The sequence below is a fragment of the Serratia sp. K1WW1 genome (genome assembly GCF_055790865.1).
This window is the reverse complement of the sequence record NZ_CM147697.1, coordinates 4,155,667-4,181,333: the sequence shown is the minus strand read 5'-3', so window position 1 is coordinate 4,181,333 and position 25,667 is coordinate 4,155,667. Positions and strand designations below refer to the sequence as shown.

25 protein-coding genes are annotated in these 25,667 nt (G+C 54.4%); 10 read left to right on the top strand and 15 right to left on the bottom strand.

Features of this window, described 5'->3' with window-relative positions; all coding sequences use genetic code 11:
• Positions 1-48: 48 nt before the first annotated feature.
• From ACX9GU_RS18885 to ACX9GU_RS18860, 6 genes are all read left to right on the top strand, one after another.
• Complete coding sequence (locus ACX9GU_RS18885) at positions 49-1,317, top strand: sensor histidine kinase (protein WP_473192547.1); 1,269 nt, start codon at positions 49-51, stop codon at positions 1,315-1,317.
• Positions 1,317-1,940 (top strand): response regulator transcription factor, encoded by a 624-nt coding sequence (locus ACX9GU_RS18880; protein WP_473192546.1) that lies wholly within the window; start codon positions 1,317-1,319, stop codon positions 1,938-1,940. Before ACX9GU_RS18885 ends, ACX9GU_RS18880 begins: the two co-directional genes overlap by 1 nt.
• 109 nt (positions 1,941-2,049) lie before the next feature.
• The gene (locus tag ACX9GU_RS18875; protein WP_024485774.1) at positions 2,050-2,733 is read left to right on the top strand and encodes an outer membrane protein; all 684 of its coding nucleotides are present in this window, start codon (positions 2,050-2,052) and stop codon (positions 2,731-2,733) included.
• Between the two features lie 227 nt (positions 2,734-2,960).
• The gene (locus tag ACX9GU_RS18870) at positions 2,961-4,064 is read left to right on the top strand and encodes an adenosylhomocysteinase (protein ID WP_024527411.1); all 1,104 of its coding nucleotides are present in this window, start codon (positions 2,961-2,963) and stop codon (positions 4,062-4,064) included.
• Positions 4,065-4,220: 156 nt separating this feature from the next.
• Complete coding sequence (gene pbpG, locus ACX9GU_RS18865; RefSeq protein ID WP_024485772.1) at positions 4,221-5,150, top strand: D-alanyl-D-alanine endopeptidase; 930 nt, start codon at positions 4,221-4,223, stop codon at positions 5,148-5,150.
• Between the two features lie 176 nt (positions 5,151-5,326).
• Positions 5,327-6,247, top strand: a complete 921-nt coding sequence (locus ACX9GU_RS18860) for a DUF808 domain-containing protein (protein ID WP_473192545.1) — start codon at positions 5,327-5,329, stop codon at positions 6,245-6,247.
• Positions 6,248-6,328: 81 nt separating this feature from the next.
• Here the strand turns inward: ACX9GU_RS18860 and ACX9GU_RS18855 are convergent, their stop codons facing one another.
• From ACX9GU_RS18855 to ACX9GU_RS18825, 7 genes are all read right to left on the bottom strand, one after another.
• A complete protein-coding gene (locus ACX9GU_RS18855) occupies positions 6,329-6,412 on the bottom strand; it encodes a small membrane protein YohP (RefSeq protein ID WP_023654377.1) in 84 nt (27 codons plus the stop codon).
• Positions 6,413-6,522: 110 nt separating this feature from the next.
• Positions 6,523-7,071: a GNAT family N-acetyltransferase gene (locus ACX9GU_RS18850; protein ID WP_473192544.1), complete on the bottom strand. Its 549-nt coding sequence runs from the start codon at positions 7,069-7,071 to the stop codon at positions 6,523-6,525.
• Between the two features lie 1,051 nt (positions 7,072-8,122).
• Positions 8,123-9,148, bottom strand: coding sequence for a MerR family transcriptional regulator (locus ACX9GU_RS18845; protein WP_473192543.1), 1,026 nt, complete (start codon positions 9,146-9,148; stop codon positions 8,123-8,125).
• Positions 9,149-9,280: 132 nt separating this feature from the next.
• The gene (locus ACX9GU_RS18840) at positions 9,281-10,093 is read right to left on the bottom strand and encodes a MetQ/NlpA family lipoprotein (protein ID WP_021180425.1); all 813 of its coding nucleotides are present in this window, start codon (positions 10,091-10,093) and stop codon (positions 9,281-9,283) included.
• Positions 10,094-10,211: 118 nt separating this feature from the next.
• A complete protein-coding gene (locus ACX9GU_RS18835) occupies positions 10,212-11,045 on the bottom strand; it encodes a DUF1460 domain-containing protein (protein ID WP_473192542.1) in 834 nt (277 codons plus the stop codon).
• Between the two features lie 79 nt (positions 11,046-11,124).
• Positions 11,125-11,667 carry a GNAT family N-acetyltransferase gene (locus tag ACX9GU_RS18830; protein ID WP_473192541.1) on the bottom strand — a complete coding sequence of 181 codons (543 nt, stop codon included), beginning with the start codon at positions 11,665-11,667 and terminating at the stop codon, positions 11,125-11,127.
• Complete coding sequence (locus ACX9GU_RS18825) at positions 11,668-12,135, bottom strand: acyltransferase (RefSeq protein WP_024485763.1); 468 nt, start codon at positions 12,133-12,135, stop codon at positions 11,668-11,670. It abuts the gene before it with no gap.
• Between the two features lie 207 nt (positions 12,136-12,342).
• Here ACX9GU_RS18825 and ACX9GU_RS18820 point away from each other — a divergent pair, with 207 nt between their 5' ends.
• Complete coding sequence (locus tag ACX9GU_RS18820) at positions 12,343-12,933, top strand: Yip1 family protein (protein WP_024485762.1); 591 nt, start codon at positions 12,343-12,345, stop codon at positions 12,931-12,933.
• Between the two features lie 57 nt (positions 12,934-12,990).
• Here the strand turns inward: ACX9GU_RS18820 and ACX9GU_RS18815 are convergent, their stop codons facing one another.
• From ACX9GU_RS18815 to ACX9GU_RS18790, 6 genes are all read right to left on the bottom strand, one after another.
• Complete coding sequence (locus ACX9GU_RS18815; RefSeq protein ID WP_473192540.1) at positions 12,991-14,364, bottom strand: NAD-dependent succinate-semialdehyde dehydrogenase; 1,374 nt, start codon at positions 14,362-14,364, stop codon at positions 12,991-12,993.
• 61 nt (positions 14,365-14,425) lie between these two features.
• Positions 14,426-14,800, bottom strand: a complete 375-nt coding sequence (locus tag ACX9GU_RS18810) for a hypothetical protein (RefSeq protein ID WP_473192539.1) — start codon at positions 14,798-14,800, stop codon at positions 14,426-14,428.
• A gap of 54 nt (positions 14,801-14,854) precedes the next feature.
• Positions 14,855-15,814, bottom strand: coding sequence for an IS110 family RNA-guided transposase (locus ACX9GU_RS18805; protein ID WP_473192326.1), 960 nt, complete (start codon positions 15,812-15,814; stop codon positions 14,855-14,857).
• 257 nt (positions 15,815-16,071) lie between these two features.
• Positions 16,072-17,769 (bottom strand): D-lactate dehydrogenase, encoded by a 1,698-nt coding sequence (dld, locus tag ACX9GU_RS18800; protein ID WP_473192538.1) that lies wholly within the window; start codon positions 17,767-17,769, stop codon positions 16,072-16,074.
• A 43-nt stretch (positions 17,770-17,812) separates the two neighbouring features.
• Positions 17,813-18,607, bottom strand: coding sequence for a type I methionyl aminopeptidase (gene map, locus ACX9GU_RS18795; protein ID WP_059200210.1), 795 nt, complete (start codon positions 18,605-18,607; stop codon positions 17,813-17,815).
• Positions 18,604-18,807, bottom strand: a complete 204-nt coding sequence (locus ACX9GU_RS18790) for a ParD-like family protein (RefSeq protein ID WP_024527427.1) — start codon at positions 18,805-18,807, stop codon at positions 18,604-18,606. Before ACX9GU_RS18790 ends, map begins: the two co-directional genes overlap by 4 nt.
• Positions 18,808-18,978: 171 nt before the next feature.
• On the opposite strand from ACX9GU_RS18790, the gene ddlA reads away from it, so the two are divergent.
• Complete coding sequence (gene ddlA / locus ACX9GU_RS18785; protein WP_473192537.1) at positions 18,979-20,085, top strand: D-alanine--D-alanine ligase; 1,107 nt, start codon at positions 18,979-18,981, stop codon at positions 20,083-20,085.
• Between the two features lie 51 nt (positions 20,086-20,136).
• On the opposite strand, the gene ACX9GU_RS18780 is transcribed toward ddlA, so the two are convergent.
• Both ACX9GU_RS18780 and ACX9GU_RS18775 read right to left on the bottom strand, forming a co-directional pair.
• A complete protein-coding gene (locus ACX9GU_RS18780; protein ID WP_071683213.1) occupies positions 20,137-20,919 on the bottom strand; it encodes an ABC transporter substrate-binding protein in 783 nt (260 codons plus the stop codon).
• A gap of 33 nt (positions 20,920-20,952) precedes the next feature.
• Positions 20,953-22,107: a methionine aminotransferase gene (locus tag ACX9GU_RS18775; RefSeq protein ID WP_473192536.1), complete on the bottom strand. Its 1,155-nt coding sequence runs from the start codon at positions 22,105-22,107 to the stop codon at positions 20,953-20,955.
• Between the two features lie 139 nt (positions 22,108-22,246).
• On the opposite strand from ACX9GU_RS18775, the gene ACX9GU_RS18770 reads away from it, so the two are divergent.
• Both ACX9GU_RS18770 and bglX read left to right on the top strand, forming a co-directional pair.
• A complete protein-coding gene (locus ACX9GU_RS18770) occupies positions 22,247-23,173 on the top strand; it encodes a LysR substrate-binding domain-containing protein (RefSeq protein WP_473192535.1) in 927 nt (308 codons plus the stop codon).
• Between the two features lie 96 nt (positions 23,174-23,269).
• The gene (gene bglX / locus ACX9GU_RS18765; protein WP_473192534.1) at positions 23,270-25,567 is read left to right on the top strand and encodes a beta-glucosidase BglX; all 2,298 of its coding nucleotides are present in this window, start codon (positions 23,270-23,272) and stop codon (positions 25,565-25,567) included.
• The last annotated feature ends 100 nt before the right edge of the window (positions 25,568-25,667 follow it).

The window sequence follows — 25,667 nt, the reverse complement described above, 5'->3', positions numbered from 1 at the left end:
CTCAAGGTTGCTCTCTGGTTGGTTCTATCTCTGTTTTCAGGGAGCGGGGTGATAATTTATGCTTTGCAACAGCAATATGAAGAGCAATCAGTCACCTATCGTATTTTATATCGTGAGGTTACGGTTAAATTATCCCAACTTGAGACGGTGCTTTCCTTACTGTCGGTGTCCAGCGATCCTGCCATCGTCCAGCAAAAATTCCCGCAGATTGTGGCATGGAAACGCATGCCACAGGCACAGTCAATCCCGACCTTGACGCCAACGGGAGAGGGAACTTACTGGCTGGCACACCAACATTTTGCGCTGTTGATCGATCCTGCGCTGTTATTTGCTGACATTCCCCAGCGTCATGATTTCCAGCAGATCGGCCTGAGTTGGCACAACAAACCGTTATTTGAGCAGGGGGATCATGCTCAACCAGCGTATTGGCAATGGGACAAGGGGATCAGTAGTGCCTCTCAGCCTTTTGAATTATCCGCCCGAAACGACCCTGATTGGGCGCGTTTGCCTTGGTTGCTGTTATTGCTGCTGCCGGTTTTTTGGGCTGGTGTCGTCTATTTTATCGACCAATACCGTATTCAAAAACGCCAACGCAATATTGCCGTTTTGCGTGAACACTTCTCGCAATTGACGCGGCTCAACGCCATGGGGGAAATCACGGCCAGTATGGTTCACGAGCTCAACCAGCCGCTAACTGCGGTGTTAAGTTATAACCAGGCCGCTCTGCGCCTGTTAGACCAACAGCAGCAGGATAAAGCCGTGCCGTTGCTTGATGCGGCAGTGATACAAATCAAACGCATCAGCACCTTGCTGCTGCAATTTCGGCAAAAGTTGGCTCATGAGCAGGTAGTATTGCACGAGGTCGACCTGCATAAGGTCTGGTTGCGCGTCACTATGCTGCTGGAAGATGAAATCAACAAGGGCAAAGTCAGGATCGTTAACCGGATGCCCGATGCGTTACCCACTCTACGAGCCGATCCTCTCTGGGTTGAACAAATCTTCCATAACATAGTGACCAACGCGATTCAGGCACAACAGCCCAATCAGCCGGAACCAGGTTGGGTGGCAATCGATGCTGAATACTCGGATCAAGGGATCCAACTGATGATTACCGATGGTGGGCCAGGGCTTTCTGAACCAGCATTACAACAGGTCTTTATTCCCTTCTTCACGACTCGCCAAGAGGGATTGGGGCTGGGCATGGCGCTGACAGAAACTCTGGTTCAGCGCCTGAACGGCACTATTACGGTGGAAAATATGGCCGGTCAGGGAGCGCGTTTTACCCTGTGGTTTCCGTTTAACACTCAGGAGGAGTGATGGAACAGTTTATTTATCTGATTGATGACGATCGGGCTATCCGTAGTTCGCTAACTTCACTATTGGCAACCATGGGCTGGCAAACGCTGGCTTATGAAAATAGTCTGGATTTTCAACAGCGGATGGGGGAACCGCAGGCGCTGTGCGGCTGTTTGCTGCTGGATATTCGCATGCCGGGTAAAAGCGGCATCACGCTACTGGAAGAGTGGCAACAACAGGGGCTGGATATCCCCGTTATCATCATGACCGGCCACGGGAATATTGATTTATGCCGGCGGGCCTTCAAAAACGGGGCTTTTGAATTCCTGACCAAGCCCATTGATGCCGATCTGTTGATCGAAACTGTCGCTGGGGCATTGGATCATCAGCGAACGTTGCAACAACAGCGGCAAGCAACCGCCGAGTTGCAAGAGAGGCTCAATGCGCTGTCAGCGCGGGAACTGGAAGTCACCGGGCTGATTATGCAAGGGAAATCCAGCAAGGAAATTGCTCAGGAGCTGGAGCTTTCGCCGCGCACGGTAGAGGCCCATCGCGCCAATTTATTTGCCAAACTGGCGATTAACTCGTCGGTGAAGTTAATGAAAGTCTATGGTGAGCTGTTTTCTGTAACAAGAGTTAAGTAAAAATACCTAGGGTTTTAGGTATTCAACCGAATTGCGACACCGCTGCGCACTGGTTATTTTAGCTGAACCTTCATTGTTCATCATAAATAACCTTTCAAGCGAGGATCGCATGAATATTAAACCTCTGGTACTGCTGGTTTCCCTCTCCGTTGTTTCCGGTAATGTTTTAGCCGATGATTATTTAGAGGGATACTATGGGGCGATAAAACTATTGCACGCCAGACAATCTGCAGAAGATATGGATACCAGCAGCCGCCCAGGCGTGGGTGATTTTGTCAGCGGTGACGAAAAACATAATTTCTATAACGGGGCTATCGCCGCAGGCTATCAATTCGGCAATGGCTGGCGCAGTGAAGCTGAGTATGTGTTCAAAAAGAAAAGCGAATACACCAGCGGCTCAACCACTTTTGCCAGCAGCTACAATCACCACAAAGTGGACGCTCAGCGCCTGATGCTCAATGCCTATCGTGACTACGCGCTAGGGTATGACTTCTCGGTTTATGGCACGGTTGGCCTGGGTATCGCCAAAGTGAAATCCGACGGCTGGCAGGGCAATACCTCGCGCCAATACGCGGCAAGCACACAAAATAATCTGGCTTACTCCATTGGCGCAGGGATCAGCTATGCGGCCATGGAGCGGCTCAATCTTGATTTGGGCTACCGCTACGTGGATATGGGCAAGATTGAAAGTGGTTACAATAACTTTACCAATGCCCGTGGGTTAAAAGATGAGCAAATGAAAGCACGCCTAGTTTCCAGTGAGTTTGCTTTAGGCGTGCGTTACCTGTTCTAGTCTTATCATTGATATCGGGCCGTGAGTTGCGCCATCGCGGCCTGTACCGCTGAACAATCCGTTCGGCGGTTCCTCCCCCCTGATAGATCGGAAAAACCATCACTCATGCTGCTGTCATGATAGTCACCTCGGTTTTTTGCTGCGAGATAAGTGATAATAGCCGCCATGCGATGCAGATTAATCATTCTGCCATGCCCTGGCGGCGTGGCGTAGTAGAGGAGTAACCGATGTATCAGGATTTTGACAGTGAGTTGAAGTGGGCCATGCGCCATATGCCGCGTACCCGCGCGGCAGTAGCGGCTTTACCGGATCTGCACGGCGTGCGCCTGGCGTGTAACATGCACCTGGATCTGAAAATGGCCCCGCTGGTAGCCGGGCTGTTGGATAAGGGAGCTGCCATTTATCTCACCACCTGTAACCCGACCACGGTACAGGATGACGTAGTGGCCTGGCTGGAACGTCACGGTGCCCAAGCGCACGCCTGGCGTGATATGAGCGATGCCGACTGGTCTGAATCTTTCGACCGCGCGCTGGCCTGGGGGCCGACTCACCTGTGTGAGATGGGAGCCGATCTGACCACTCGCCTGCATCAATCTGCCAATGGCCCGCAGATCAAGGCTGGGCTGGAAGCGACCGGTTCAGGCATCAGCCGCTTGGGGGGCATTGCACCGCGTTACCCGATCTTTAACTGGGATGACCTGCCGGTCAAAGAAGGGCTGCATAATCGCCACATGGTTGGGCTGACCGCCTGGCACACCTTCTTCCAGACCACTCATCTGACGCTGCATGAAAAATGTGTGGTGGTGATTGGTTATGGGCTGGTAGGCCAGGGCGTAGCCGCTTCTGCCAAGGCTTATGGCGGGCAAGTTATCGTGGCGGAAATCGATCCGGCCCGTGCTTTGCAAGCGCGCTACGATGGTTGGGCGGTAGTCGATTTAGCCACTGCCGTAGAGCAGGCCGACGTGATTGCCACGGCCACCGGAGCCAAAAACGTGCTGTCTGCACGGCATCTGGAACGGGCCAAGGATGGGGTGTTTATCCTCAACGTTGGGCATGTGGCGGAAGAGATCGACGTCGGTTTCCTGCAGGCCCTGCCACACAGCGAGCCAATGCCATTTGTGAACGCTTACCAACTGGCAGACAAAACGCTGTATCTGCTGGCCAACGGGTCGATGTTCAACCTGACGGCAGGCTACGGCGACAGCCTGAATGCCTTCGATGTGACCCTGGCCGTGATGGCCGCCGGGATCGGACATATTGTCGGTGCCGGTGAGCAGCATGCTGCCGGATTGTACCTGTTGCCACAATCTGCCTGGCAGCCAGCGCTGTAACTTTTACCTCGCGGGCGTACAACCCAGTACGCTCGCGGGTTGCATAAATTTTGCGCCGATAGATTTTGTCACAAATAGCTACTCACAATCACAGTGCAATTCTATACCCCTCACTTATAATTCAACGCAGTCGGTTCTCTCCTCCGTTACAGAGTAATACATGTGAAAATCCGTGTTTTGGTTCTAACCCTGCTCGCGTTGCAAGCCGGTACTGGACTGGTGCCGAGTGCATTAGCCAGCAATAAAACCGCCGCAGTGCAGGCCTCCCAGCCTGAGTTGGCTTCTGGCAGTGCCATGGTGCTGGATATGCAAACGCATCGGGTGATCTATTCACGTAACCCCGATGAAGTGGTGCCTATCGCCTCGATCACCAAGCTGATGACGGCGATGGTGACGCTGGATGCCCGCCTGCCGCTGGACGAAATGCTGTCGGTCGATATCAGCCAGACGCCAGAAATGAAAGGGGTCTACTCCCGGGTGCGGTTGAACAGCGAAATCAGCCGCAAGGATATGCTGCTGTTGGCGCTGATGTCGTCGGAAAACCGTGCCGCGGCCAGCTTGGCGCATCATTATCCAGGGGGCTATAACGCCTTTATCAAGGCGATGAATGCCAAGGCGAAAGCGCTAGGCATGACTAATACCCGTTACGTTGAACCGACCGGGCTATCGATTCATAACGTATCTACCGCGCGTGACCTGACCAAACTGATGTTGGCGACCAAGCAGTACCCACTGATCGGCCAGTTGAGCACCACTACCGAACGGATGGCGACCTTCAAGGATCCCAACTATACGTTGCCGTTTCGCAATACCAACCATCTGGTCTACAACCAGAAATGGAATATCCAGCTGACCAAAACCGGTTTTACCAATCAGGCCGGACACTGCCTGGCGATGCGTACCGTGATCGGCAACCGCTCCGTTTCGCTGGTGGTGTTAGACGCTTTTGGCAAATATACCCATTTCGCGGATGCTAGCCGCCTGCGTACCTGGATTGAAACCGGCAAAGTAACGCCGATCCCAGCGGCGGCGCGGGATTATCGCCGCCAGAAAGATGCCGCCCTGGCGAAGAACGACACGGAATAAAACGTGACTTATTAGCCTGCCGCCTGTCGCGGCAGGCTATCATTTTCCCATTGTGTAAAATTCACGACTTAAGCCCGCACCTACAGTAAAATCATTAAGATTTTCCCTCTTCATGTTTGCAACCCGCTATGCTAAACCGGTATGGCTATCCCACCCTTTGATAAGGAAAGTGCATTTTGGCAGGCAGTAGCTTATTAACTCTGATCGATGACATCGCTTCGTTACTGGATGATGTTTCACTGATGACGAAAATGGCGGCCAAAAAGACCGCCGGGGTGCTGGGAGACGATCTGGCGCTCAATGCCCAACAGGTCAGTGGTGTTAAGGCCGATCGCGAAATCCCCGTGGTGTGGAAGGTGGCCAAAGGCTCGTTTATCAACAAGGCGATCCTGGTACCGCTGGCATTGCTGATCAGCGCTTTCGCCCCCTGGGCGATTACGCCGCTGCTGATGGTCGGTGGGGCTTACCTCTGCTATGAAGGGTTTGAAAAGGTTTACCACAGCCTGACGCACCGCAAGGGCGCAGAGGCAGAAGAGAAAGCGGAACTGGATGCCAGTGAGGACGTTGCGGTCTATGAACAGCGCAAAATCAAAGGCGCCATTCGTACCGACTTTGTACTCTCCGCCGAGATTATTGCCATCACGCTGGGTACCGTAGCCGGAGCCACTTTTAGCCAGCAGGTGATTGTGCTGTGTGGCATCGCCATTGTGATGACGGTTGGGGTGTACGGCATCGTGGCAGGCATCGTCAAGCTGGACGATCTGGGGTTCTACCTGGCCCGTAAGAGTAGCGCGTTAGCACAATCGTTAGGGCGCGGTATCGTCAGTGCGGCACCTTATCTGATGAAAACCCTGTCGGTGGTGGGAACCCTGGCCATGTTTATGGTGGGGGGAGGGATTTTGACCCACGGCTTACCGCCGGTGCATCACCTGTTCACCGACTGGGCGAGTTATTCTGCGGTGGTACCTGGCGTAGGTGCGATCTTGGGGGGCTTGACCCCAACGCTGCTGAATGCAGTGTTCGGCTTGATCGCCGGTGGCGTTGTGATGCTGGTGGTCTCTGGGGTGAGTTCGGTGCGGGCTCGTTTTAAGGCTTGATGCAAAGAGGATACGGCAGACCATCTCAATCAACTCTTTATCCGCCATTGGGCGCATTGATGCGCCCAATGGCGGTGAGAACTAGAAGATCAGTTTGAACACACCGGTAATGGTCAGTAGGCCAACAATAAAGATAATCGCAATAATCCACAGAAAAATTTTCATCCGTCTCTCCCGACTGTTTATGTTTAGTGAATGCGTGAATGCACGCTGAGATCGCTAAGCCACGACAAGATTAACTATAGATGAAAATCAGCAGCTTGCCCGGAAAGGGCCTAAGGCAGCGTATGGCTGCCGCCATTCAGTGGCCGTTGCATGATGTGGGTATCCAGCCAACCGCCAAATTTAAACCCGACGCCGCTTAGGGTGCCGATACTGGTGAAGCCCAGTTTGCGGTGCAGGGCAAGGGAGCCAGCATTGCCAGCAGCATCGCCAATCGTTGCCAGCATCTGCCGCCACGGGCCGTGTTCACAGCGGGCAATCAATGCGCCGAGTAATGCCTTGCCAATACCGTGCCCTTGCAGGCCTTCGGCGACATAGACCGAATTCTCGATGGTATAACGATAAGCGGGTCGCGGCCGATACGGCGTGGCATAGCAATAGCCCACGACGCGGTCTTCCATCTTCGCCACCAGCCATGGCAACCCCGCAGCCAAGACGTTTTGGCGGCGCTGTTGCATCTCATCCAGCGTCGGGGGCGTTTCTTCGAACGAGGCGGGCCCGTAAAGCACATGATGGGCATAAATCTGTTGAATGGCGGCCATATCCTCAGTGCTGGCATCGGAGACGCTTAGCGTTGCCAGCGGTGGGGGTGCAAGTGACATAGAGCTCCCTTTTATGATGATAAATCAGAGTACCAAGGCATTATGCTCTGTACCTGGCGACAAGATAAATTGGCTTTTTGTCTGGCGGGGATAAGAAAAAATGATGGCATTTTCATGCTGAGAAATGTGTTAAGTGACGAAAGGTATGCCATTGCGTTAGGTGTTACCCCTCACCCTAGCCCTCTCCCACAGGGAGAGGGGACCGATCGAGTCCGTTGATACCCCCATTACCTCCTGAAGCTACACGGATGCCTCAAAGGCGCAAGCTAGTTCAATTACCCTATAATTATTTGATATTAATATATTTTATTAACGTAGCGGGCTAACCAAGTACTCCGGCCAGCTCCCTCTCATACAGGGCTAGGGGACCGCTCGAGTCCGTTGATACCCCCCCATTACCTCCTGAAGCTACACGGATGCCTCAAAGGCGCAAGCTAGTTCAATTACCCTATAATTATTTGATATTAATATATTTTATTAACGTAGCTGGCTAACCAAGTACTCGGGCCAGCTCCCTCTCACACAGGGCGAGGGGACCGATCGAGTCCGTTGATACCCCATTACCTCCTGAAGCTACACGGATGCCTCAAAGGCGCAAGCTAGTTCAATTACCCTATAATTATTTGATATTAATATATTTTATTAACGTAGCTGGCTAACCAAGTACTCGGGCCAGCTCCCTCTCACACAGGGCGAGGGGACCGATCGAGTCCGTTGATACCCCATTACCTCCTGAAGCTACACGGATGCCTCAAAGGCGCAAGCTAGTTCAATTACCCTATAATCATTTGATATTAATATATTTTATTAACGTAGCGGGCTAACCAAGTACTCGGGCCAGCTCCCTCTCACACAGGGCGAGGGGACCGCTCGAGTCCGTTGATACCCCCGATTACTTCCTGAAACGACGCAGATGTATCGAAGGTACAAGCTAGTTCCGTTATCCTATAGTTATTTGATATTGCTATTTTTTATTAATATTGCGAGTTAACCAAGTACTCCGGCCAGCTCCCTCTCCCTGTGGGAGAGGGTTGGGGTGAGGGAAGACGGGTTACCCCCGCATCAGCTGTGTGACGCACTGGCGCAGATAGTCCAACAGCGCCGGGGTGAGCCAGGTACCCTCGGTCAAAGTCGGCTCTTGCTCCATCGCCTGACGGATCTTCATCTGGGTGGCTGGATTGTCACTGGCATAGGACTGGAACAGCTCCAGCCAAAGGGCTGCCAGCTGTTTAGCCTGTGTCGATGCAGGTGCAACCTCCTGCTGCATCGCTTGCTGGAATTGAGCAATGAGCGCAGGCCATTCCTGAATGCGATCAAAATAGTGAGCGCGGACATAGGCATATTCGGTATCAGACAGGTATTTTTGATAAATCGCCAGCTTGGTTTCGGCAAAGGCACGGGTGACGTAATCGGTCATTGCCGGTGTGATCCCCGTTTGTTCGCGCATCGAAGGCTCATCGGCGTGCATGGCGTTGAGGCGGGTCAGAAATGCCGGATTGCCTGCCGTATCACGCTCCAGCGTGCACATCCAGCGGCGCGCAATGGCCTGAGCACGCGGATCTTCGGTGCTTGCCCCACCGTCCATCAGCGCTTGCACCGTGCTCACCATCTCCCGCCATTCACGATTACGCGCTTCGTCGGCCTGATAGAACGGCAGCTGCGCCAGTTCGTCGGCGGTAAAGTATTTGTCGTACATGGTCATCATCTCCAACGTGATCAGCCAATCATTCAGTTCGGGTTCATTGCCTTGAGTCAATTGGGCGTGCATATGCTGTAAGCGACTGCGCAACGTGGTTATCTGCGTCAGTTGCCGATCGAGCATGGCAATTTGCTGTTCAATAACCGCAGGTAACGCCAGCCCCGAGTTCGCCAGAATCGAGTCGATTTCTGCCAGTGCGACTCCCATTCGCCGCAAGGCTTGAATATGGTGCAGGCGAGTAATATCTTCCCGGTTGTAGAGGCGATATCCGGCATCGGAACGTGCAGAGGGAACCAGCAGCCCAATGCTGTGGTAATAATGTAAGGTTCTTATGGTGATGCCCGAACGGCGGGCCAGTTCGCCGACTTTCAGTAACATGCTGGTTATCTCCCTGGTGTGAGCAGAGATACTACAGCCTGACGTTACGTGAGGGTCAAGCAGGGAGGTGGGGAATTTTTGTGACGCGTTGCAGGCACCAACAACCAGCACCTGCAACAGATCGCGGGGGAGTTACCAGCCTTTGACGGCACCGCCGTTGAAGATTTTCTCTGCCGCTTTGGCGACTTCATCGGACTCGTAGGCTTTCACGAAGTTCTGCACGTTCTGCGCATCTTTATTATCTTCGCGCGCCACCACGATATTGGTGTACGGCGAATCTTTATCCTCGATAAAAATCCCGTCTTTGGTCGGCGTCAGGCCAATCTGGTTGATGTAGGTGGTGCTGATCACCGCCACCGCGACTTTAGGATCGTCCAATACCTGGGGCAGTTGCGCACCTTCCAGCTCCATAATCTGGTAGTTGTGCGGGTTGGCACTGATATCCAGCGAGGTTGGCAGCAGGCCTTTGCCTTGCTTAAGCTCGATCAGCCCAACCTTTTGCAGCAGCAACAGCGCGCGGCCCAGGTTGGTGGGATCGTTCGGGATGGCAATTACCGCGCCGTCCTGCAACTCTGACAGTGATTTGATCTTTTTCGAATAGCCCGCCATTGGGAACACAAAGGTATTGCCTACCACCACCAGTTTGTAGCCGTGATCTTTATTTTGCTGTTCCAGGAAGGGGCGGTGCTGGAATACGTTGGCATCCAGTTCGCCTTTGTCGGTGGCATCATTGGGCAGCAACGAACCGCTAAAGCCAATCAGCTCCACGTCCAGGCCATATTTCTCTTTGGCCACCCGTTTGGCGACCTCTGCCACGTCCTGCTCGGCACCGTTAATGACGCCAACCTTGATATGGTTTTGATCGGCCTTCTGATCGCACCCTTGTAATAACAACGTTGCTGCTAATGCTGCGGCCAAAGCGGTGCAGCGCCAAACAATTGCCATGAGTGACTCCCTGTAAAAACAATAAGATCGGTCAGTGTTGTGCCAACAGCTAAACCTATGGCCGTAGCCAAGTCAAATCCTGGTTAAGCACAATTTCTTATAGCTCATAACGCGGCGATCAGCGCGGCCGTAACACCACAATGCCCGGCGTATTCAGCACATAGCTGGCAAACGCCGAGTCCATCACTTTGTAGTTTTCTGGGCGTGAGGATGCATGGCGCAGTACCGGCCCATTAGGGGTCATGATAAAGAAACCGGTATGGGTAACGTCCAGCCCAGGCAGCCTGGTATAGATGCCGATATAGTCGCCGGTCTGTAATTGGCCTATCACCTGCTCATCAATGAATTCGCTGGGGATATAGGTGACGCTGCGCTCGGTGACCGCGATGCCAGGCAGATAGAGCTCGCCGTCCGCTTTGCGGTTGAGCTGTTTGACCACGGTGACGGCATGCGGGCTGAGCTGAGCGGTAACGTCGTCGGCAAGGATCTGGCGGGTGTACGCCCAGTCGGTGAAGAAATGCTTGCGCTGCTGGAAACTGACATCACCATTGATATAGCGCGTCTGAATCACATTTTCGACGAATTCGTTTTCGCTGGTGGCGGTTCTGAGCGCCTGCACGTAATCCAGATAGGTAAAGCAATCTACCCCACGGAAATCGATCACCAATTGTTCCGCAGTGGTGGCGGAACCGATCAGCCGGTTGGCTAGGTAAGGAGTTTCCAGGAAAGTCTGTGAGAGCATCTCAATGGCCCGCCCTTTATCGATTTCCGGTACCGCCGCATGCAGAGCCAGCGCTGCCTGCAGTTTGTTTACTGTGTAATCGTCCATTACTATCGCCATTGTCAGAGGTTTCACCTGTTGCGGTAGCGATTCTACCGGGATTTTGGCCGGTTGTTTACCGCTGCAACCCATCAGCGTCGTACTCAATATTATCAGGGCCAAGCCACGCATCCCTTTCTCCCAAGCGATCATTGGTTTGGCCAGTATGGCGTGCGCAAGGTAAACCTAACGTCACCCAAAAAGTGGTAAATCAATAGCCCACTTCATTATTGAACGGCAGGTACCAGAACAGCGCGATCTCATGATCGGCAATGTCCGGTTGCCCACGATAGAGTAAATGATCGATGCCGCCCAGCACAAAGCCATAGCGTTGATAGCAGCGGCATGCGGTCAGATTATTGTTTTGCGTTTCCAGCATCAGCCCGGCGGTGTCCTGCTCCCGTGCCCAATGACGTGCGGCATGCAATAGCGCCGTGGCTACGCCTTGGCGGCGAGCGTGGCGGCTGACGGCAATCTCCTCGATCAGCGTATAGTCGTTCCAGTTTTTGCTGAGTGTGATATGTCCCACCGCTTCCCCCTGGTAACGAGCGAGGAAGGTTTCCCCATCGTCATTGAGGAACGGGGCCAGCGGATAGACTTTATTGAAAGGAGCCACCGGCTGGGTCGGCCACTGCTCGACCGGCTTATCAAAGCAGGGCTGAGCGTAACAGGCGACGGCAAAGGAAAAATCACCGTATTCCAGGTAACCGAAGGGGAGTTCGCTGATAGTTTCGATGCCGATCGCCTGATGCAATTATTCCAGCTCCCTTAGCAGCCTGGCGGGGTTGCCCGCATAAATGCCTTTGCGGGTAATGCTCTTGCTGACTACCGCACCGGCACCAATCACCACGTCATCGCAGATTTCCACGGCCAGTATGGTGGCACCAGAACCCACCGAAACCCGGTTGCCGAGCCGCGTGTGCCCCCAGCTTGCCGGGTCGGCGTTAGGGGTACCCCCTTTGAACAGATCGTTGGCAAACATCACGCCGTGGCCAATAAAGCAATCTTCGCCCAAGGTCACGTATTCACAAATAAAGCTATGCGACTGGATCTTGCTGCGCGCACCCACGCAGACGTTCTTCTGGATCTCGACAAACGGGCCGACAAACACGTCGTCCCCCAACTGGCAGCCATACAGGTTGCTGGGCTCTATCACCATCACGTTCTGTCCGGCCTGGACGTTATTAATCCCGCTTTGGCGGGTGCGGATCTTGGTTGTCATGGTCTCCCTCCATCAAATAACGCAACATATTGATTATAGTGCAGAGTAACCCACAGGCCGCTGACAGCGTACGTTTTTTCAGCCAAAGACTATAATTGATGCAGGGCAGAGAGCCTGATAGCCGCAACCCTTGCGCGGTGTCTGAACCGCCAGTGGTGTGTTTTCCGTTCGCCGATCGCGGTTGGCGGCGAAATGAGGAGGTGTCTCATGGTCAATCATGTCTGGGGTCTGTTGGCCCATCCCAACGTCGAGTTGAAACAGATCAAAAGCGAGAATGAATCCGTCTCGCACCTGTATACCCACCACGTGCTGCTAATGGCGTTGATACCGGTGGTCAGCGCATTTATCGGTACCACGCAGCTAGGCTGGCTCTCTGGTCAAGGGCAGGCGATCCGCCTGGATATGTTCACCGCTTTCTACACCGCCGTGGCATTTTATCTGTTGATGCTGGCTGGTGTGGCGATCATGGGCAAGGTGATCCACTGGATGGCTCGCCGTTATGAGTCACGGCCAAGCCTGCATCTGTGTATGGTCTTTGCGGGCTATGTTGCTACTCCGATGTTCCTCAGCGGATTAGTGGCGCTGTACCCGGTGGTTTGGCTGTGTCTGTTCGTCGGGGTTATTGGCCTGGCTTATTCGGGCTATCTGCTGTACCTCGGCATTCCGCATTTCCTGAATATCGATCGCAAAGAGGGGTTTATCTTCTCCAGCTCGACGTTGGCTATGGGCATCCTGTTGCTTGAACTGCTACTTGGGCTGACAGTACTGCTGTGGGGGTATGGTTCCTGGTTATTCTGAAGTTAGCGTGATTGTTGCCCCTCATACCCTGCGGTATGGGGGGCTTTCCTTAATAGGCTAGCTGTTGCTTACCACCACCAGCTTCTGGTTCACAAACTCCTTAATCCCCAGATCTGACAGCTCGCGGCCAAAGCCGGAACGTTTCACTCCGCCAAACGGCAGCTCAGGCGCGGTATCGGTCAAGGAGTTGATATACACCATGCCGGTTTCAATGCGTGAGGCCAGCTTTTTGGCTCGTTCAATATCCGTGCTGAAGATGGCCCCGCCAAGCCCGTAGTGGGAGTCGTTGGCCAGCTTGACGATCTCCTCGTCATCGCTCACCACATAGACCTGCGCCACCGGGCCGAAGAACTCGGTGAAATAGGCCGGATTATCGCGGCTGATATGCGTGAGGATGGTGGGTTCAAAGAAGTTACCTTCATGCTGTAACGCCTTGCCGCCCAGGTGCAGTTTGGCCCCTTGTTTCACCGCCTCATTGACCTGCTCGGTGAGCCCTTCCAGTGCCGACTTGGAGGATAGCGGCCCTAAGGTGGTGGTTTCATCCAGCGGATCGCCCATTTTCACATTCTTGAAATGCTCAGTGAGCTGTTGCAGGAACGCTTTCGCCACTTTCTCCTGCACGATAAAACGCTTGGCGGCGGTACAGACCTGCCCGGCATTGTTCAGCCGTGCCTCTGCACCCACTTTGACGGCCTTCTCAAGATCGCAATCGTCGAGCACCACGAAAACGTCGTTACCCCCCAGCTCCAGCGTGGCCTTTTTCAGCTTCTTGGCCGCCTGAGCTGCCACGATGCTGCCCGCTTTTTCCGAACCGGTCAGTGCCACGCCCTGCACCCGATCGTCGGCGATGATGTTGGCCACCTGATCCTGGGAAATATACAGGTTGGTATAGGCCCCTTTGGGCGCTCCGGCCTCATGCACCAGCTTTTCGAACGCTTCGGCGCAGTGCGGCACGATGCTGGCATGTTTAACCAATACCGGGTTACCGGCCGCCAGGTTAGGGGCGAGCACGCGCATCAGTTGGTAAAAAGGGAAGTTCCAAGGTTCGACCGCCATCAACACCCCGATGGGATGATGCTCGACCCAGGCCTCACCCAGGCTGGACTGATAGCTTATCGGGGCCAGGAATTTTTGCGCATTATTGGCGTAGTAACGGGCAATCTGGCCACACAGTTTTACTTCGCCACGGCTTTGCTCGATCAGCTTACCCATCTCAACGCTGGCAATGTTCGCCAGTTCCTCCACCCGGCTCTCCATCAGATCGGCCAACTTATGCAACACGGGTAGGCGCTGGATGATTTCACCCTTGGCCCAGTCGGAATGATACAGCGCATCGGCCTGGGCCAGCGCCAGCTCCACCTGATCGTCGTTATGCGGGGTATATTCTTTAATTAGCTGATTGTTAAAGGGGTTTACTGTCTGGTATGGCATGAAGTGCTCCTTTCGTCGCTCATGTTGACGCCTGACAGACGCCTTATTCAGAACATTAAGTCTAGACGACAGGGCAGAAGAACAGGGGCATAAAGAGCGATAACGCGCCAGCGCCCCTCATGCAGAGGCTGAATACGAGTGTGCTGAGATGATCCTTTGCTTCCAAAAGGGCAGGCTCTACCAGCTCCCTCTCCCTGTCAGTGCCCCGCATGCGGAGGCTTAATACGAATGTGCTGAGATGATCCTTTGCTCCCAAAAGGGCAGGCTCTACCAGCTCCCTCTCCCTGTCAGTGCCCCGCATGCAGAGGCTTAATATGAATGTGCTGAGATGATCCTTTGCTCCCAAAAGGGCAGGCTCTACCAGCTCCCTCTCCCTGTCAGTGCCCCGCATGCAGAGGCTTAATACGAATGTGCTGAGATGATCCTTTGCTTCCAAAAGGGCAGGCTCTACCAGCTCCCTCTCCCTGTGGGAGAGATACCGTCTTGTCGGCTATCCGGCAAGCGGTATTTCCGCATTAAATACCTTTCCTGATTTCACCACACCATAGGCCAGTTGCAGCAGTTTTCGCATCGCCGCACACACTCTCTCTTTGCCCGACTTCCCACGCAACTTCAGCCTTTCTGTCAAGTCCTTAACCACAACATTGTATTGGCCTGCTACTACCGCTGGCATGTATAACGCGCTTCGTAGCTCACTGTGTCCCACTTTCGATAACCGGCTTTTCCCTTTAAACATCCCCGACTCACATCGCTGTGGATTCAGTCCTGCGTACGCCACCAGGGCCTTGCTGCTGGTGAACCGACGCAGGTTTCCAGCAAAGGCCAGCAGGCTGGAGCTCAGCATCTCTCCCACCCCTGGGATGCTTTTTAGCAACTCGCTGTCCCGTTTCAGGTCAGGGTTATCATCGATGTGCTGACTGATTCTCTTCTTCGTTTCTCGTATCAGTTCATCCAACGTGGCGATGTGTTCATTGAGTGAAGGGACGATGACCGCTTCTGCCACCTCCAGGCGATTTTCTTCCATCTGACGCATCTCTTCCAGGTTCTTAAGATGCCTGACCAACGCGGTCAACTGGCGTTCGCTCAATGGGGCTGGGAACCACGGGTCAGGCTGATGCAGTGCGCAGTAGCGGGCTATCATCGCTGCATCGCTTTTGTCCGTTTTGTTCCGGGTCAGTTCTGTATTGCCGAAGGAATGGATACACGCCGGGTTCATCAGACTGACGTGGTAGTTGTTGTCTGCCAGATAAGTGGCCAGTTCCGTGCTGTAGCTCCCAGTGGCTTCCATGCAGACATGACAGTCGCCAAAGCGGCTCAACCAGGCCGCGAACTCGCGGCATCCAGAAGGGGTATTGGCAAACTTTTTGGTTTTATACTTCTGATTTTCCAGCAGTACGGCGACATCAAACTTGAGTTTGGCGATATCAACGCCGACAGGGGTTCTGCGCATTATGGCACTCCATAACCATGTCTGTAATTTATCGCCGGACCATCCTTATATGTGGGTGCTCATAGGCACAGGATACCGTTCGGTCTACAAGGCGACAGGGAAATAGACAGTTGGGGCACAATCTCTCCCACGGGCTCATAGGCACTAGGGTTAGGAGGAGCTCACCAACTATCTCCCGATGATCAGTCGGGGATCTTCTCCGCTAAGGCGGAGAAGATCAAGACATAAGGGTTGGGGTGAGGGGATAGGATAAAATGTTACTGAATGTTGTTACCCCAGTGTTTTTGCTTGCTGGTTTTGCCAATGCCGGGATTAAAACTGTTGGTAGGATCGGCATCCTGATAGAACGCCTGCAAATCCGGCTTGGCATGATACAGATGGCCGACGTTGTGCTCGGCCGGATACTCCGCACCACGCTGGTTGAGGATCGCCAACATCTGTTCTTTCAGCGCATGGCTGTCCGCGCCTTTTTTCACCACGTAATCCTGGTGGAACACGTGGCACATAAAGTGGCCGTAATACAGCTTGTGTACCAACTGGTTGTCGATCTCTGGCGGCAGGGTTTCGAACCACTCGCTATCGTTGCGACGCAGGGCGATATCCAGCGCCAGAATGTCCTCGACCTGATCGGCATGTACCGAGTGATAGCGCACGGCGGCACCTGCTGCGGCAAAGCGGTGCAGGAACGCTTTCTTGCCTTCTTCAGGCGTGCAGACGAAAAAGTCACCGTCGATCTCGGCAAAATAGCTTTGCAGATAATGCTGGGCTTCCTCCACGCCTGGGCCAGCCATTTTCAGCAGCAGATGGTGTTCAAAGCGTTGGCGATACTCTTTCATGCGCGGCGGCAGATGGTTAGGGGCCAGCTTGCTCAGCTTCTGCATCAGGTTATCGGTGAGGTTGTGCGGTATCAGTGGCAGTTTGTTCAGTGTGGCATCCACCCGGCCTTTCAGGGTGAAGAAGCGCGGCATTTGATCGGTGCCCAGTTTGTCGATCATCATAAAGGTGTCTTTGCCATACACCTCGGCGATATCGAAAATATCGCGGTGCATATATTCCCCGGCCACCGGCAGATTTTCAAACTGGGTCAGCATATGGCGGCGCAGCTCGGTCAAGACCGCGGTGTCGTTGGTGCCGATATAGAACACCTGTTCCTTGTCTTCTTTGGCAAAGGTGTCCAGACGCACTGCAAACACCGCCAGCTTCCCGGCACAGCCGGAAGCCTCGAACAGGCGGCGTTTATCGGCATTAAAGCGGGAAGGGGTATCGGCATCCACATCGCGCACCCGGCTGGCGTATTCGTTATCCGAAGCGCGCAGTTCGCCATGTTCAACATCCGTTGGCCGGTAATCGCCCTTTTCCAACCGCGTAAGGATCTCTTCCGGCGTATCGCCCAGGTTAATCCCCAGATGATTGACCAACCGTAACTGGCCATCGGCGTCCAGCTTGGCGTACAGCGCCATTTCGGTATAGGCCGGGCCGCGTTTGACCAACGCCCCCCCGGAGTTGTTGCATATTCCCCCGATCACCGAAGCGCCAATACAGGAAGAACCGATCACCGAGTGCGGTTCACGGCCATAAGGTTTCAGTAACCTCTCCAGCTTATTAAGCGTGCTGCCGGGGAAGCCGACCACCTGCTTGCCGTTATCCAACACCTGAATATGATCGAGCCGCAGGGTGCTGACAATGACAATATCACGGTCATAATCCTGGCCGCTGGGGGTAGAACCTTCGGTCAAGCCGGTGTTGGCCGCCTGCATAATGACGATCTTATCGGCGGCAACGCAGGTTTGCAGGATCTGCCACAGTTGCAGCAGACGGGTAGGGAACACTACGGCCAATGCCTTGCCACCGCCGGAGCGGAAACCTTTGCGATAACGTTCGGTGCTACGCTCACCGGTCAGCACTTGCGCGTTGCCGACGATATTCTTCAACTGAGTGATAAATGCCTGCGTCATGCCCATCTCCATGTCCCCGCCTGGCTGCAACGGGGTTTAATGTTTAATAGCGTTCCTGATATCCCGCCTCACGTTCTTCTGCACGCAACGTCAGGATCTCCACGCCGTCAGCGGTCACCGCCACGGTGTGCTCCCATTGGGCGGAAAGTTTTTTATCGCGGGTGACCACGGTCCAGCCATCTTTCTTCTGTTTGATGCGGTGGTCGCCCTGGTTAATCATCGGTTCGATGGTAAACACCATCCCTTCCTGCAACACCGTACCGGTGCCGGGCAGGCCGAAGTGTAGCACTGCTGGGCCTTCGTGCATTTCACGGCCAATGCCATGCCCACAATATTCCCGTACTACGCTGTAACCTGCCTGTTCTGCATGTTGCTGTATGGCGTGGCCGATGTCACCCAGCGTAGCACCGGGTTTCACAGCCCGAATGCCTTGCCACATTGACTCGTAGACATTGTTGACCAGGCGCTTGGCGAGCGGGGTGGTTTGACCGATGCAATACATCTTGCTGGAATCGGCAATAAAGCCATTATTTTCCAAGGTGATATCGACATTGACGATCATCCCCGAGCGCAGAATTTTGCTGGCCGACGGGATGCCGTGGCAGATCACCTCGTCGATCGAGGTATTAAGCACGTAGGGGAAATCATACTGGCCCTTGCTGGCAGGGCGTGATTTCAGCTCATTGACGATAAAGGCTTCGGTACGGTCATTGATCTCCATGGTGGTGATCCCTTCATGGATCACCTCATCGAGCATGGCAAACACCTTGGCCAGCAGCGCGCCGGAGTGGCGCATGATGGCAATCTCCTGCGGCGTTTTAATCACAATATCTTTCACCCAACAATCTCCTTCAGCGTCAGCGCATTATCTTTCATCATCTTCTTTACCAGTTGCGGATAGGTCAGCTCCGGGTTCAGCTCTGCCAGCATGCCGATCCTGATCCAGTGTTCCGCCTGTGCGTTGATAGAACGCGACATGGTCAGGCTGGCGAGCCTGAGATCGTCATGTAGCGTCTCCGAGATTTTTACAATCCCCATAGCCGACTCCGTAAGTGAACAATATACGGAGTGTATACGTTTTGGATGCTGTGGGTTTGGCATTCTGTGGCGCAGGCATTTTAGGTCCAATGGCCATTGCCGGGGTCGCACAATGCGTTTATTGTGATCGTCGGCTTTGTTGCCATGACATTTTAAAGAAGGATTTAGGGCGTGACTAAACTACGTGTTGGGGTGATCTTTGGGGGCAAATCGGCGGAGCATGAGGTTTCGCTGCAGTCGGCAAAAAATATTCTGGATGCCATCGACAAAGAGAAGTTTGACGTCACGCTGTTGGGCATTGATAAGCAGGGGCAGTGGCACCTTAACGATGCCTCCAACTTCCTGCTGAATGCGGAAAACCCGGCGTTGATCGCGCTGAACCACTCGAATAAAAACGTGGCGCTGGTCCCTGGGTATGAGAAACAGCAACTGATTGAAGCCGACGGTGCTGGTGCGCTGGGCCAGCTCGATGTGGTGTTCCCGATCGTCCACGGCACCTTGGGGGAGGATGGCTCTCTGCAAGGGCTGCTGCGCATGGCGAATATGCCGTTCGTGGGGGCGGGTGTGCTGGGCTCCGCCGTCAGCATGGACAAAGACGTAACCAAACGCCTGCTGCGGGATGCCGGTCTGGCGGTGGCACCGTTCGTTACGCTGACGCGTTCCAACCGTAACAAGTACAGCTTTGCTCAATTAAGTGAGAGCCTGGGGTTACCGCTGTTTGTTAAACCGGCGAACCAGGGCTCCTCGGTTGGCGTCAGCAAGGTGCATGACCAGGCTGAGTTCGAAAAGGCCATCGCCTTGGCATTCAGCTTCGACCATAAAGTGCTGGTGGAGTCGGCTATTGTTGGCCGTGAGATCGAATGTGCGGTATTGGGTAACGACAATCCGCAAGCCAGCGTCTGTGGCGAAATCGTCCTGAGCGATGAGTTCTACTCTTACGACACCAAATACATTAATGAGCAAGGCGCGCAGGTGGTGGTACCGGCTGCGATCGATCAGGACGTCAGCGATAAAATCCGCGAGGTGGCATTGCAAGCCTTCAAGGCGCTGGATTGCCTGGGTATGGCGCGTGTCGACGTGTTCCTGACGCCGGACAATAACGTGATTATCAACGAAATTAATACGTTGCCCGGATTCACCAATATCAGCATGTATCCAAAACTGTGGGGAGCCAGCGGGGTGAACTATAGCCAACTGATCACCATGTTGATTGAGCTGGCGCTGGAGCGGCATCAGCAGGATCGTGGGCTGAACAGTTCGGTGTTTGACAGCAAGTAAATGGCGTTTTCCTGGCACTCTCCGAGTTGAAGAGTGCCAGAAGACAACGGTTTACTTCACCGTGACATCAATATCGCCAAAGTACTTTTTGGAGAGTTCGCCAATGGTGCCTTGCTGCTTCACCTTGGCAATGGCCTCGTTGAGCTTTTTCAGCGTCGCGGTGTCGTCTTTGCGCAAGCCGAAGGCGATGCCCTCACCCAGGATTTTATCGTCCTGTACCGCATCGCCAACAAACGCGAAGCCTTTACCATCCGGATGCGCCAGGAAACCGCTCTGCCCGGCAGGGGCCATGATCAAGGTGGCATCCAGGCGGCCAGCGGTCAGATCCAGATAGACCTGGTTTTGATCCTGATAGGATACGACATCAACCCCTTCCGGTGCCCAGTGTGCCTTGGCATAGTTTTCCTGAATGGAACCCTGCAATACCCCGACGTGCTTACCCGCCAGCGATTTGGCATCGGGTTGCAGGCCGCTGTCGGCCTTGGCAATCAGGCGGTTTGGCACCTGGTAGATTGAATCGGTAAACGCAATCGCCTGCCTGCGCTGCTCGGTGACGTTCATCGCCGAGTTAATCACGTCAAATTTACGGGCCTGCAACGCCGGGATCAGGCTGTCGAACGAAGTTTCTACCCAACTGCATTTGACCTGTGCGGCGGCGCACACGGCGTTACCCAGATCGATATCAAACCCTTCCAACTGACCGCTGGCGGATTTGGACTCGAAAGGCGGATACAGGGCTTCAAGCCCAAAACGCAGGCTGTTCTCTGCCGCTAGTGTGGAACCGGCTGCCAGTAAACATCCCGCCGCGATCAGCGTTTTCAGTGCTTTTTTCATTGTTGTTGCTTCCCCATGGTAAAAATCAATGGATCACACCTGACACAGACGGCGAGCGCCTTCCAGCAGGGTGTCATTATCTTTCGAGAAACTAAGCCGGATAATGCCGGTATCGGTGCCGTCGCTGTAGAACGCCGACAGCGGGATGGTTGCCACCTTGGCTTCGCGGATCAAGCGGACCGCAAAGTCGTTGTCGCTTTCATTACTGAAACCGCTAAAGCGGGCCAACATAAAGAAGCTGCCACGGCTGGGCAGTAACTCAAAGCGTGATTTTTGCAACGCGGCTGCCAGCAGATCGCGCTTTTGCTGGTAGAACTCCGCTAACCCCAGGTAGCTTTGTGGATTATTCAGGGCGGCGGCAAAGGCGTATTGCATCGGCGTATCGGCAGAGAACACCATAAATTGGTGCACCTTGCGGATTTCGTCCATCAGCGCTGCCGGTGCCATACAGTATCCGACGCGCCAACCGGTGACGTGATAGGTCTTGCCAAAGGAAGAGACGATCACGCTGCGCTCTGCCAGGGCAGGATGGCAGGCCATGCTGTGGTGAATGCCGCCATCAAACACCACGTGCTCATACACTTCATCGGAAAGAATGACGATATCGGTATTGCGGGTCAGGGCGGTCAAGCGCTCGATATCGTGTTCATCGAATACGCTGCCGGTAGGGTTGTGCGGGCTATTGACGATGATCATCCGCGTTTGGCTGTTGATTGCCGCCGCCACCTCATTCCAGTCGATGGTTAAATCTTGCAGCGAAAGCTTGATGGCAACCGGGGTTGCCCCTTGCAGACGCACAATCGGGGCGTAGCTGTCGAAGGCGGGTTCGAAATAGATCACCTCATCGCCGGGATGCACCAGCGCGCTGATGGCGGAGTACAACCCTTCGCTAGCGCTGGCGATCACCGTGATTTCGTCGTCGGCGTCATAGCGGGCACCATACAACCGCTCAACTTTTTCCGCCAGTGCATGACGCAGTGCCGCTACGCCGCTCATTGGAGCGTACTGGTTATGACCTGCACGCATGGCTTGGGCAACGCCCTCAACCAGTTGCACATCACAGGCAAAATTGGGGGCGCCCTGCGACAGATTCAGGGCTTGATGTTCGGCGCTCAGTTGGCCAATCACGGTAAAAATGGTAGTGCCAACGTCCGGCAGTTTCGAACGTTGCGAGCAAGCGCTGTGCATGGGGGCTCCCGGCAAAAGAATCGAGTGTCGAATGATTAAGCATCAGTTAGGATGGGCTAACAAGAGAAAATTCGTCATGCTTGCCATGCAGCCAGATCATGGCTGACAGTGAAAATAAATGCAGGTATCGGGATTTATTATGCAAACATCGCTGCCGTCGCTCGACGTGCTGAAAACCTTTGTGGTGGTCGCTGAGCGTCTCAATTTCACCCATGCCGCCCAGACGCTGCATCTGACGCAGGGCGCGGTCAGCCGCCAGATCCTGGGATTGGAACAGCAACTGGGTTATCCGCTGTTTAGCCGCCGCGCGCGTGGGTTAACGCTGACGCCACAGGGCGCGCTGCTGTTGGCACCGGTACAGTTGGCGTTAGAACAATTGGCGCAAGCGCTGGCCAAGGCCGGGGAACAGCCGGGTACGCTTCGCGTCAAATGCCCAACCTGCGCGATGCGCTGGGTATTGCCGCGTATTATTCGCCTGCAGAATGAACGGCCAGAGATGCATATCGAACTGACCGCGTCGGTGTCGCACGGGCTGGATTTTGGCAGCGAACATTTTGATGCGGCGGTGGTGTTTGGCAAACCTCAGGGCAAACGGCTGGTGGTGCACCACCTGTTTGATGAGATCCTGACGCCGGTTTGTACTCCGAACTATCTGCCCGATCTGGCGCAGCCACACGAACCTGCCGATCTGGCGGAGACAACCTTGCTGCATCCTACGCGCGATCGCCGTGATTGGTTGCTATGGTTGAAAGCGGCGGGGCAGACGGCTTTGCCCTCCGCCAAGTCACAGCATTTTGATACGCTCGATCTGGCGATGAGCGCCGCATTACAGGGCTGTGGCATCGCCATCGGCGATCTGTGCCTGCTGGAGGAGGATATCCAAGCCAATCGCATTATTACGCCGTTCCCGATCAGCGTGGTCAGCGGGGCCGCCTATTATCTGGTTTATCCCGAACATGCGGTGGTGCCTGCGGCCTTAACCCGGCTGGTGGAGTGGCTGGGGGCAGAGGCGCAAGCCAGCCGGACCAGATTGCATCATCTGCTAACAACAACGCAGACGAATTGATTCTGCAAACAAAAAGAGTATGGCAAACTGCGTGCTCACATCTATTAATGCCTCCTGGCCGACATTGCCGGCGGGGACGTGCCTGAGAATCAAACTATGAAATGGCTTTGTGTGGTGAGTATGTTGTCCGGCCTGGCTATCAGCCCGGTTTTTGCGCAGGAAAGCAGTGCGACCCAAGGGATTTATGCTCAGGAGCGTGATGCCTTTGTCTCCAACCTGATGAAGCAAATGACCCTGGAAGAGAAAATCGGCCAGCTACGTTTGATCAGCGTTGGGCCAGATAACCCGAAAGAGGCCATTCGCGACGGTATCAGCAAAGGCCAGATCGGGGCGATCTTCAACACCGTGACCCGGCCAGATATCCGCGCAATGCAGGATCAGGCCATGCAACTCAGCCGCCTGAAGATCCCACTGTTTTTTGCCTATGACGTGGTACATGGCCAGCGTACCGTATTCCCGATCAGCCTGGGGCTGGCGGCGAGCTTTGATCTGGAGGCTATTGCCCTGAGCGGGCGCGTTTCAGCGCAGGAAGCCAGTGATGACGGCCTGAACATGACCTTCTCACCGATGGTCGATATTACCCGCGATCCACGTTGGGGCCGTGTCTCCGAAGGGTTTGGGGAGGATACCTGGCTGGTATCAAAGATTGCCAAAGTGATGGTGGATGCCTACCAGAATGGCGATCCGTCCAAGCCGGGTTCGGTGATGGCCAGCGTGAAGCACTTCGCCCTGTATGGCGCAGTTGAAGGCGGCCGTGACTACAACACCGTCGATATGAGCCCGTTGCGTATGCATCAGGACTACCTGCCGCCGTATAAGGCGGCGGTAGATGCTGGCAGCGGTGGTGTGATGGTTTCGTTGAACTCGATCAATGGCGTACCGGCGACGGCCAACCCATGGTTGCTGAAAGATCTCCTGCGCGACCAGTGGGGCTTTAAAGGCATCACCATCAGCGATCACGGCGCGATTAAAGAGTTGATTAAGCATGGCGTGGCCGCGGACGCGCGCGACGCGGTGCGCTTGGCGATCACCTCCGGCGTCGACATGAGCATGAGCGACGAGTATTACGACCAATACTTGCCGGGGCTGGTGAAGGAAGGTCTGGTTTCTGAAAGTGAGATCGACCGTGCCTGCCGCGACGTACTGAACACCAAATATGATATGGGCCTGTTTAAAGATCCGTATAACCACCTTGGCCCGGTTGGTTCCGACCCGCAGGATACTAATGCCGAAAGCCGCCTGCACCGTGCGGAAGCCCGTGTGATTGCCCGTAAAACGATGGTGCTGCTGAAAAATGACAAGCAGACGCTGCCATTGCAAAAGCAGGGTACCATTGCGCTGATCGGGCCGATGGCCGACAGCCAGCGCGATATTATGGGGAGTTGGTCAGCAGCAGGCGTGGTGAAGCAGTCGATCACCGTGCGTGAAGGGTTGCAGAATGCGGTGGGCGATAAGGCCAGCATCCTGTATGCCAAAGGGGCCAATATTACCCAAGACAAGAGCATTATTGATTATCTGAACGAGTATGAAACTGCGGTGGCCTTTGACACGCGTCCGCCACAACAGATGATTGATGAAGCAGTGAAGATCGCCAAACAGTCCGACGTGGTGGTGGCGGTAGTGGGTGAGGCGCAGGGGATGGCTCATGAAGCCTCCAGCCGGGCGGATATCACCATTCCACAAAGCCAGCGTGACCTGATCGCGGCGTTGAAAGCCACTGGTAAACCGCTGGTTCTGGTGCTGATGAATGGCCGTCCGTTGGCATTGAGCTGGGAAAGTGAACAGGCAGATGCGATGCTGGAAACCTGGTACAGCGGCACCGAAGGCGGTAACGCCATCGCCGACGTGCTGTTTGGTGACTACAACCCTTCCGGCAAGCTGCCAATGACTTTCCCACGTTCGGTGGGGCAGATCCCGATTTACTACAACCATCTCAACACTGGCCGACCGTTCGGCAAGGAAAACCCAGGCAAGTACACCTCACGCTACTTCGACTCGCCAAATGGTCCGCTGTATCCGTTCGGTTTTGGCCTGAGCTATAGCCCGTTTGAACTGTCTGACTTCAAGCTTTCCAGCCCGGAAATGGCGCGCGATGGCAAAATTACCGCCAGCGTGATGCTGAAAAACACCGGTAAATATAACGGTGCTACCGTGGTGCAGCTGTATGTGCAGGATGTGACCGCCTCGGTCAGCCGCCCGATCAAGGAGCTGCGTAACTTTAAGAAGGTGACGTTGCGTGCCGGGCAGGAACAGCGGGTGGAATTACCGATTACCGAGGACGATCTGAAGTTTTATAACGCCAGCCTGAAATGGGGCGCGGAGCCAGGTAAATTCAACGTGTTTGTTGGCCTGGACTCGGACAACCTGCAACAGCAGAGCTTTATCCTGAAATAAGTTTGTAAGCGTTTACTTTTGTTACTGGCCCCTCACCCCAACCCTCTCCCACAGGGAGAGGGAGCAGGTATGGAGCCGTTGTCAGGTGCCGGAGTCAATT

Coding starts and splice junctions, on each gene's coding strand:
- ACX9GU_RS18880 (WP_473192546.1), top strand. CDS start 1,317: ATGGAACAGTTTATTTATCTGATTGATGACGATCGGGCTATCCGTAGT.
- ACX9GU_RS18875 (WP_024485774.1), top strand. CDS start 2,050: ATGAATATTAAACCTCTGGTACTGCTGGTTTCCCTCTCCGTTGTTTCC.
- ACX9GU_RS18870 (WP_024527411.1), top strand. CDS start 2,961: ATGTATCAGGATTTTGACAGTGAGTTGAAGTGGGCCATGCGCCATATG.
- ACX9GU_RS18855 (WP_023654377.1), bottom strand. CDS start 6,412: ATGAAAATTTTTCTGTGGATTATTGCGATTATCTTTATTGTTGGCCTA.
- ACX9GU_RS18850 (WP_473192544.1), bottom strand. CDS start 7,071: ATGTCACTTGCACCCCCACCGCTGGCAACGCTAAGCGTCTCCGATGCC.
- ACX9GU_RS18845 (WP_473192543.1), bottom strand. CDS start 9,148: ATGTTACTGAAAGTCGGCGAACTGGCCCGCCGTTCGGGCATCACCATA.
- ACX9GU_RS18840 (WP_021180425.1), bottom strand. CDS start 10,093: ATGGCAATTGTTTGGCGCTGCACCGCTTTGGCCGCAGCATTAGCAGCA.
- ACX9GU_RS18835 (WP_473192542.1), bottom strand. CDS start 11,045: ATGCGTGGCTTGGCCCTGATAATATTGAGTACGACGCTGATGGGTTGC.
- ACX9GU_RS18825 (WP_024485763.1), bottom strand. CDS start 12,135: ATGACAACCAAGATCCGCACCCGCCAAAGCGGGATTAATAACGTCCAG.
- ACX9GU_RS18820 (WP_024485762.1), top strand. CDS start 12,343: ATGGTCAATCATGTCTGGGGTCTGTTGGCCCATCCCAACGTCGAGTTG.
- ACX9GU_RS18815 (WP_473192540.1), bottom strand. CDS start 14,364: ATGCCATACCAGACAGTAAACCCCTTTAACAATCAGCTAATTAAAGAA.
- ACX9GU_RS18805 (WP_473192326.1), bottom strand. CDS start 15,814: ATGCGCAGAACCCCTGTCGGCGTTGATATCGCCAAACTCAAGTTTGAT.
- dld (WP_473192538.1), bottom strand. CDS start 17,769: ATGACGCAGGCATTTATCACTCAGTTGAAGAATATCGTCGGCAACGCG.
- ACX9GU_RS18790 (WP_024527427.1), bottom strand. CDS start 18,807: ATGGGGATTGTAAAAATCTCGGAGACGCTACATGACGATCTCAGGCTC.
- ACX9GU_RS18780 (WP_071683213.1), bottom strand. CDS start 20,919: ATGAAAAAAGCACTGAAAACGCTGATCGCGGCGGGATGTTTACTGGCA.
- ACX9GU_RS18775 (WP_473192536.1), bottom strand. CDS start 22,107: ATGCACAGCGCTTGCTCGCAACGTTCGAAACTGCCGGACGTTGGCACT.
- ACX9GU_RS18770 (WP_473192535.1), top strand. CDS start 22,247: ATGCAAACATCGCTGCCGTCGCTCGACGTGCTGAAAACCTTTGTGGTG.
- bglX (WP_473192534.1), top strand. CDS start 23,270: ATGAAATGGCTTTGTGTGGTGAGTATGTTGTCCGGCCTGGCTATCAGC.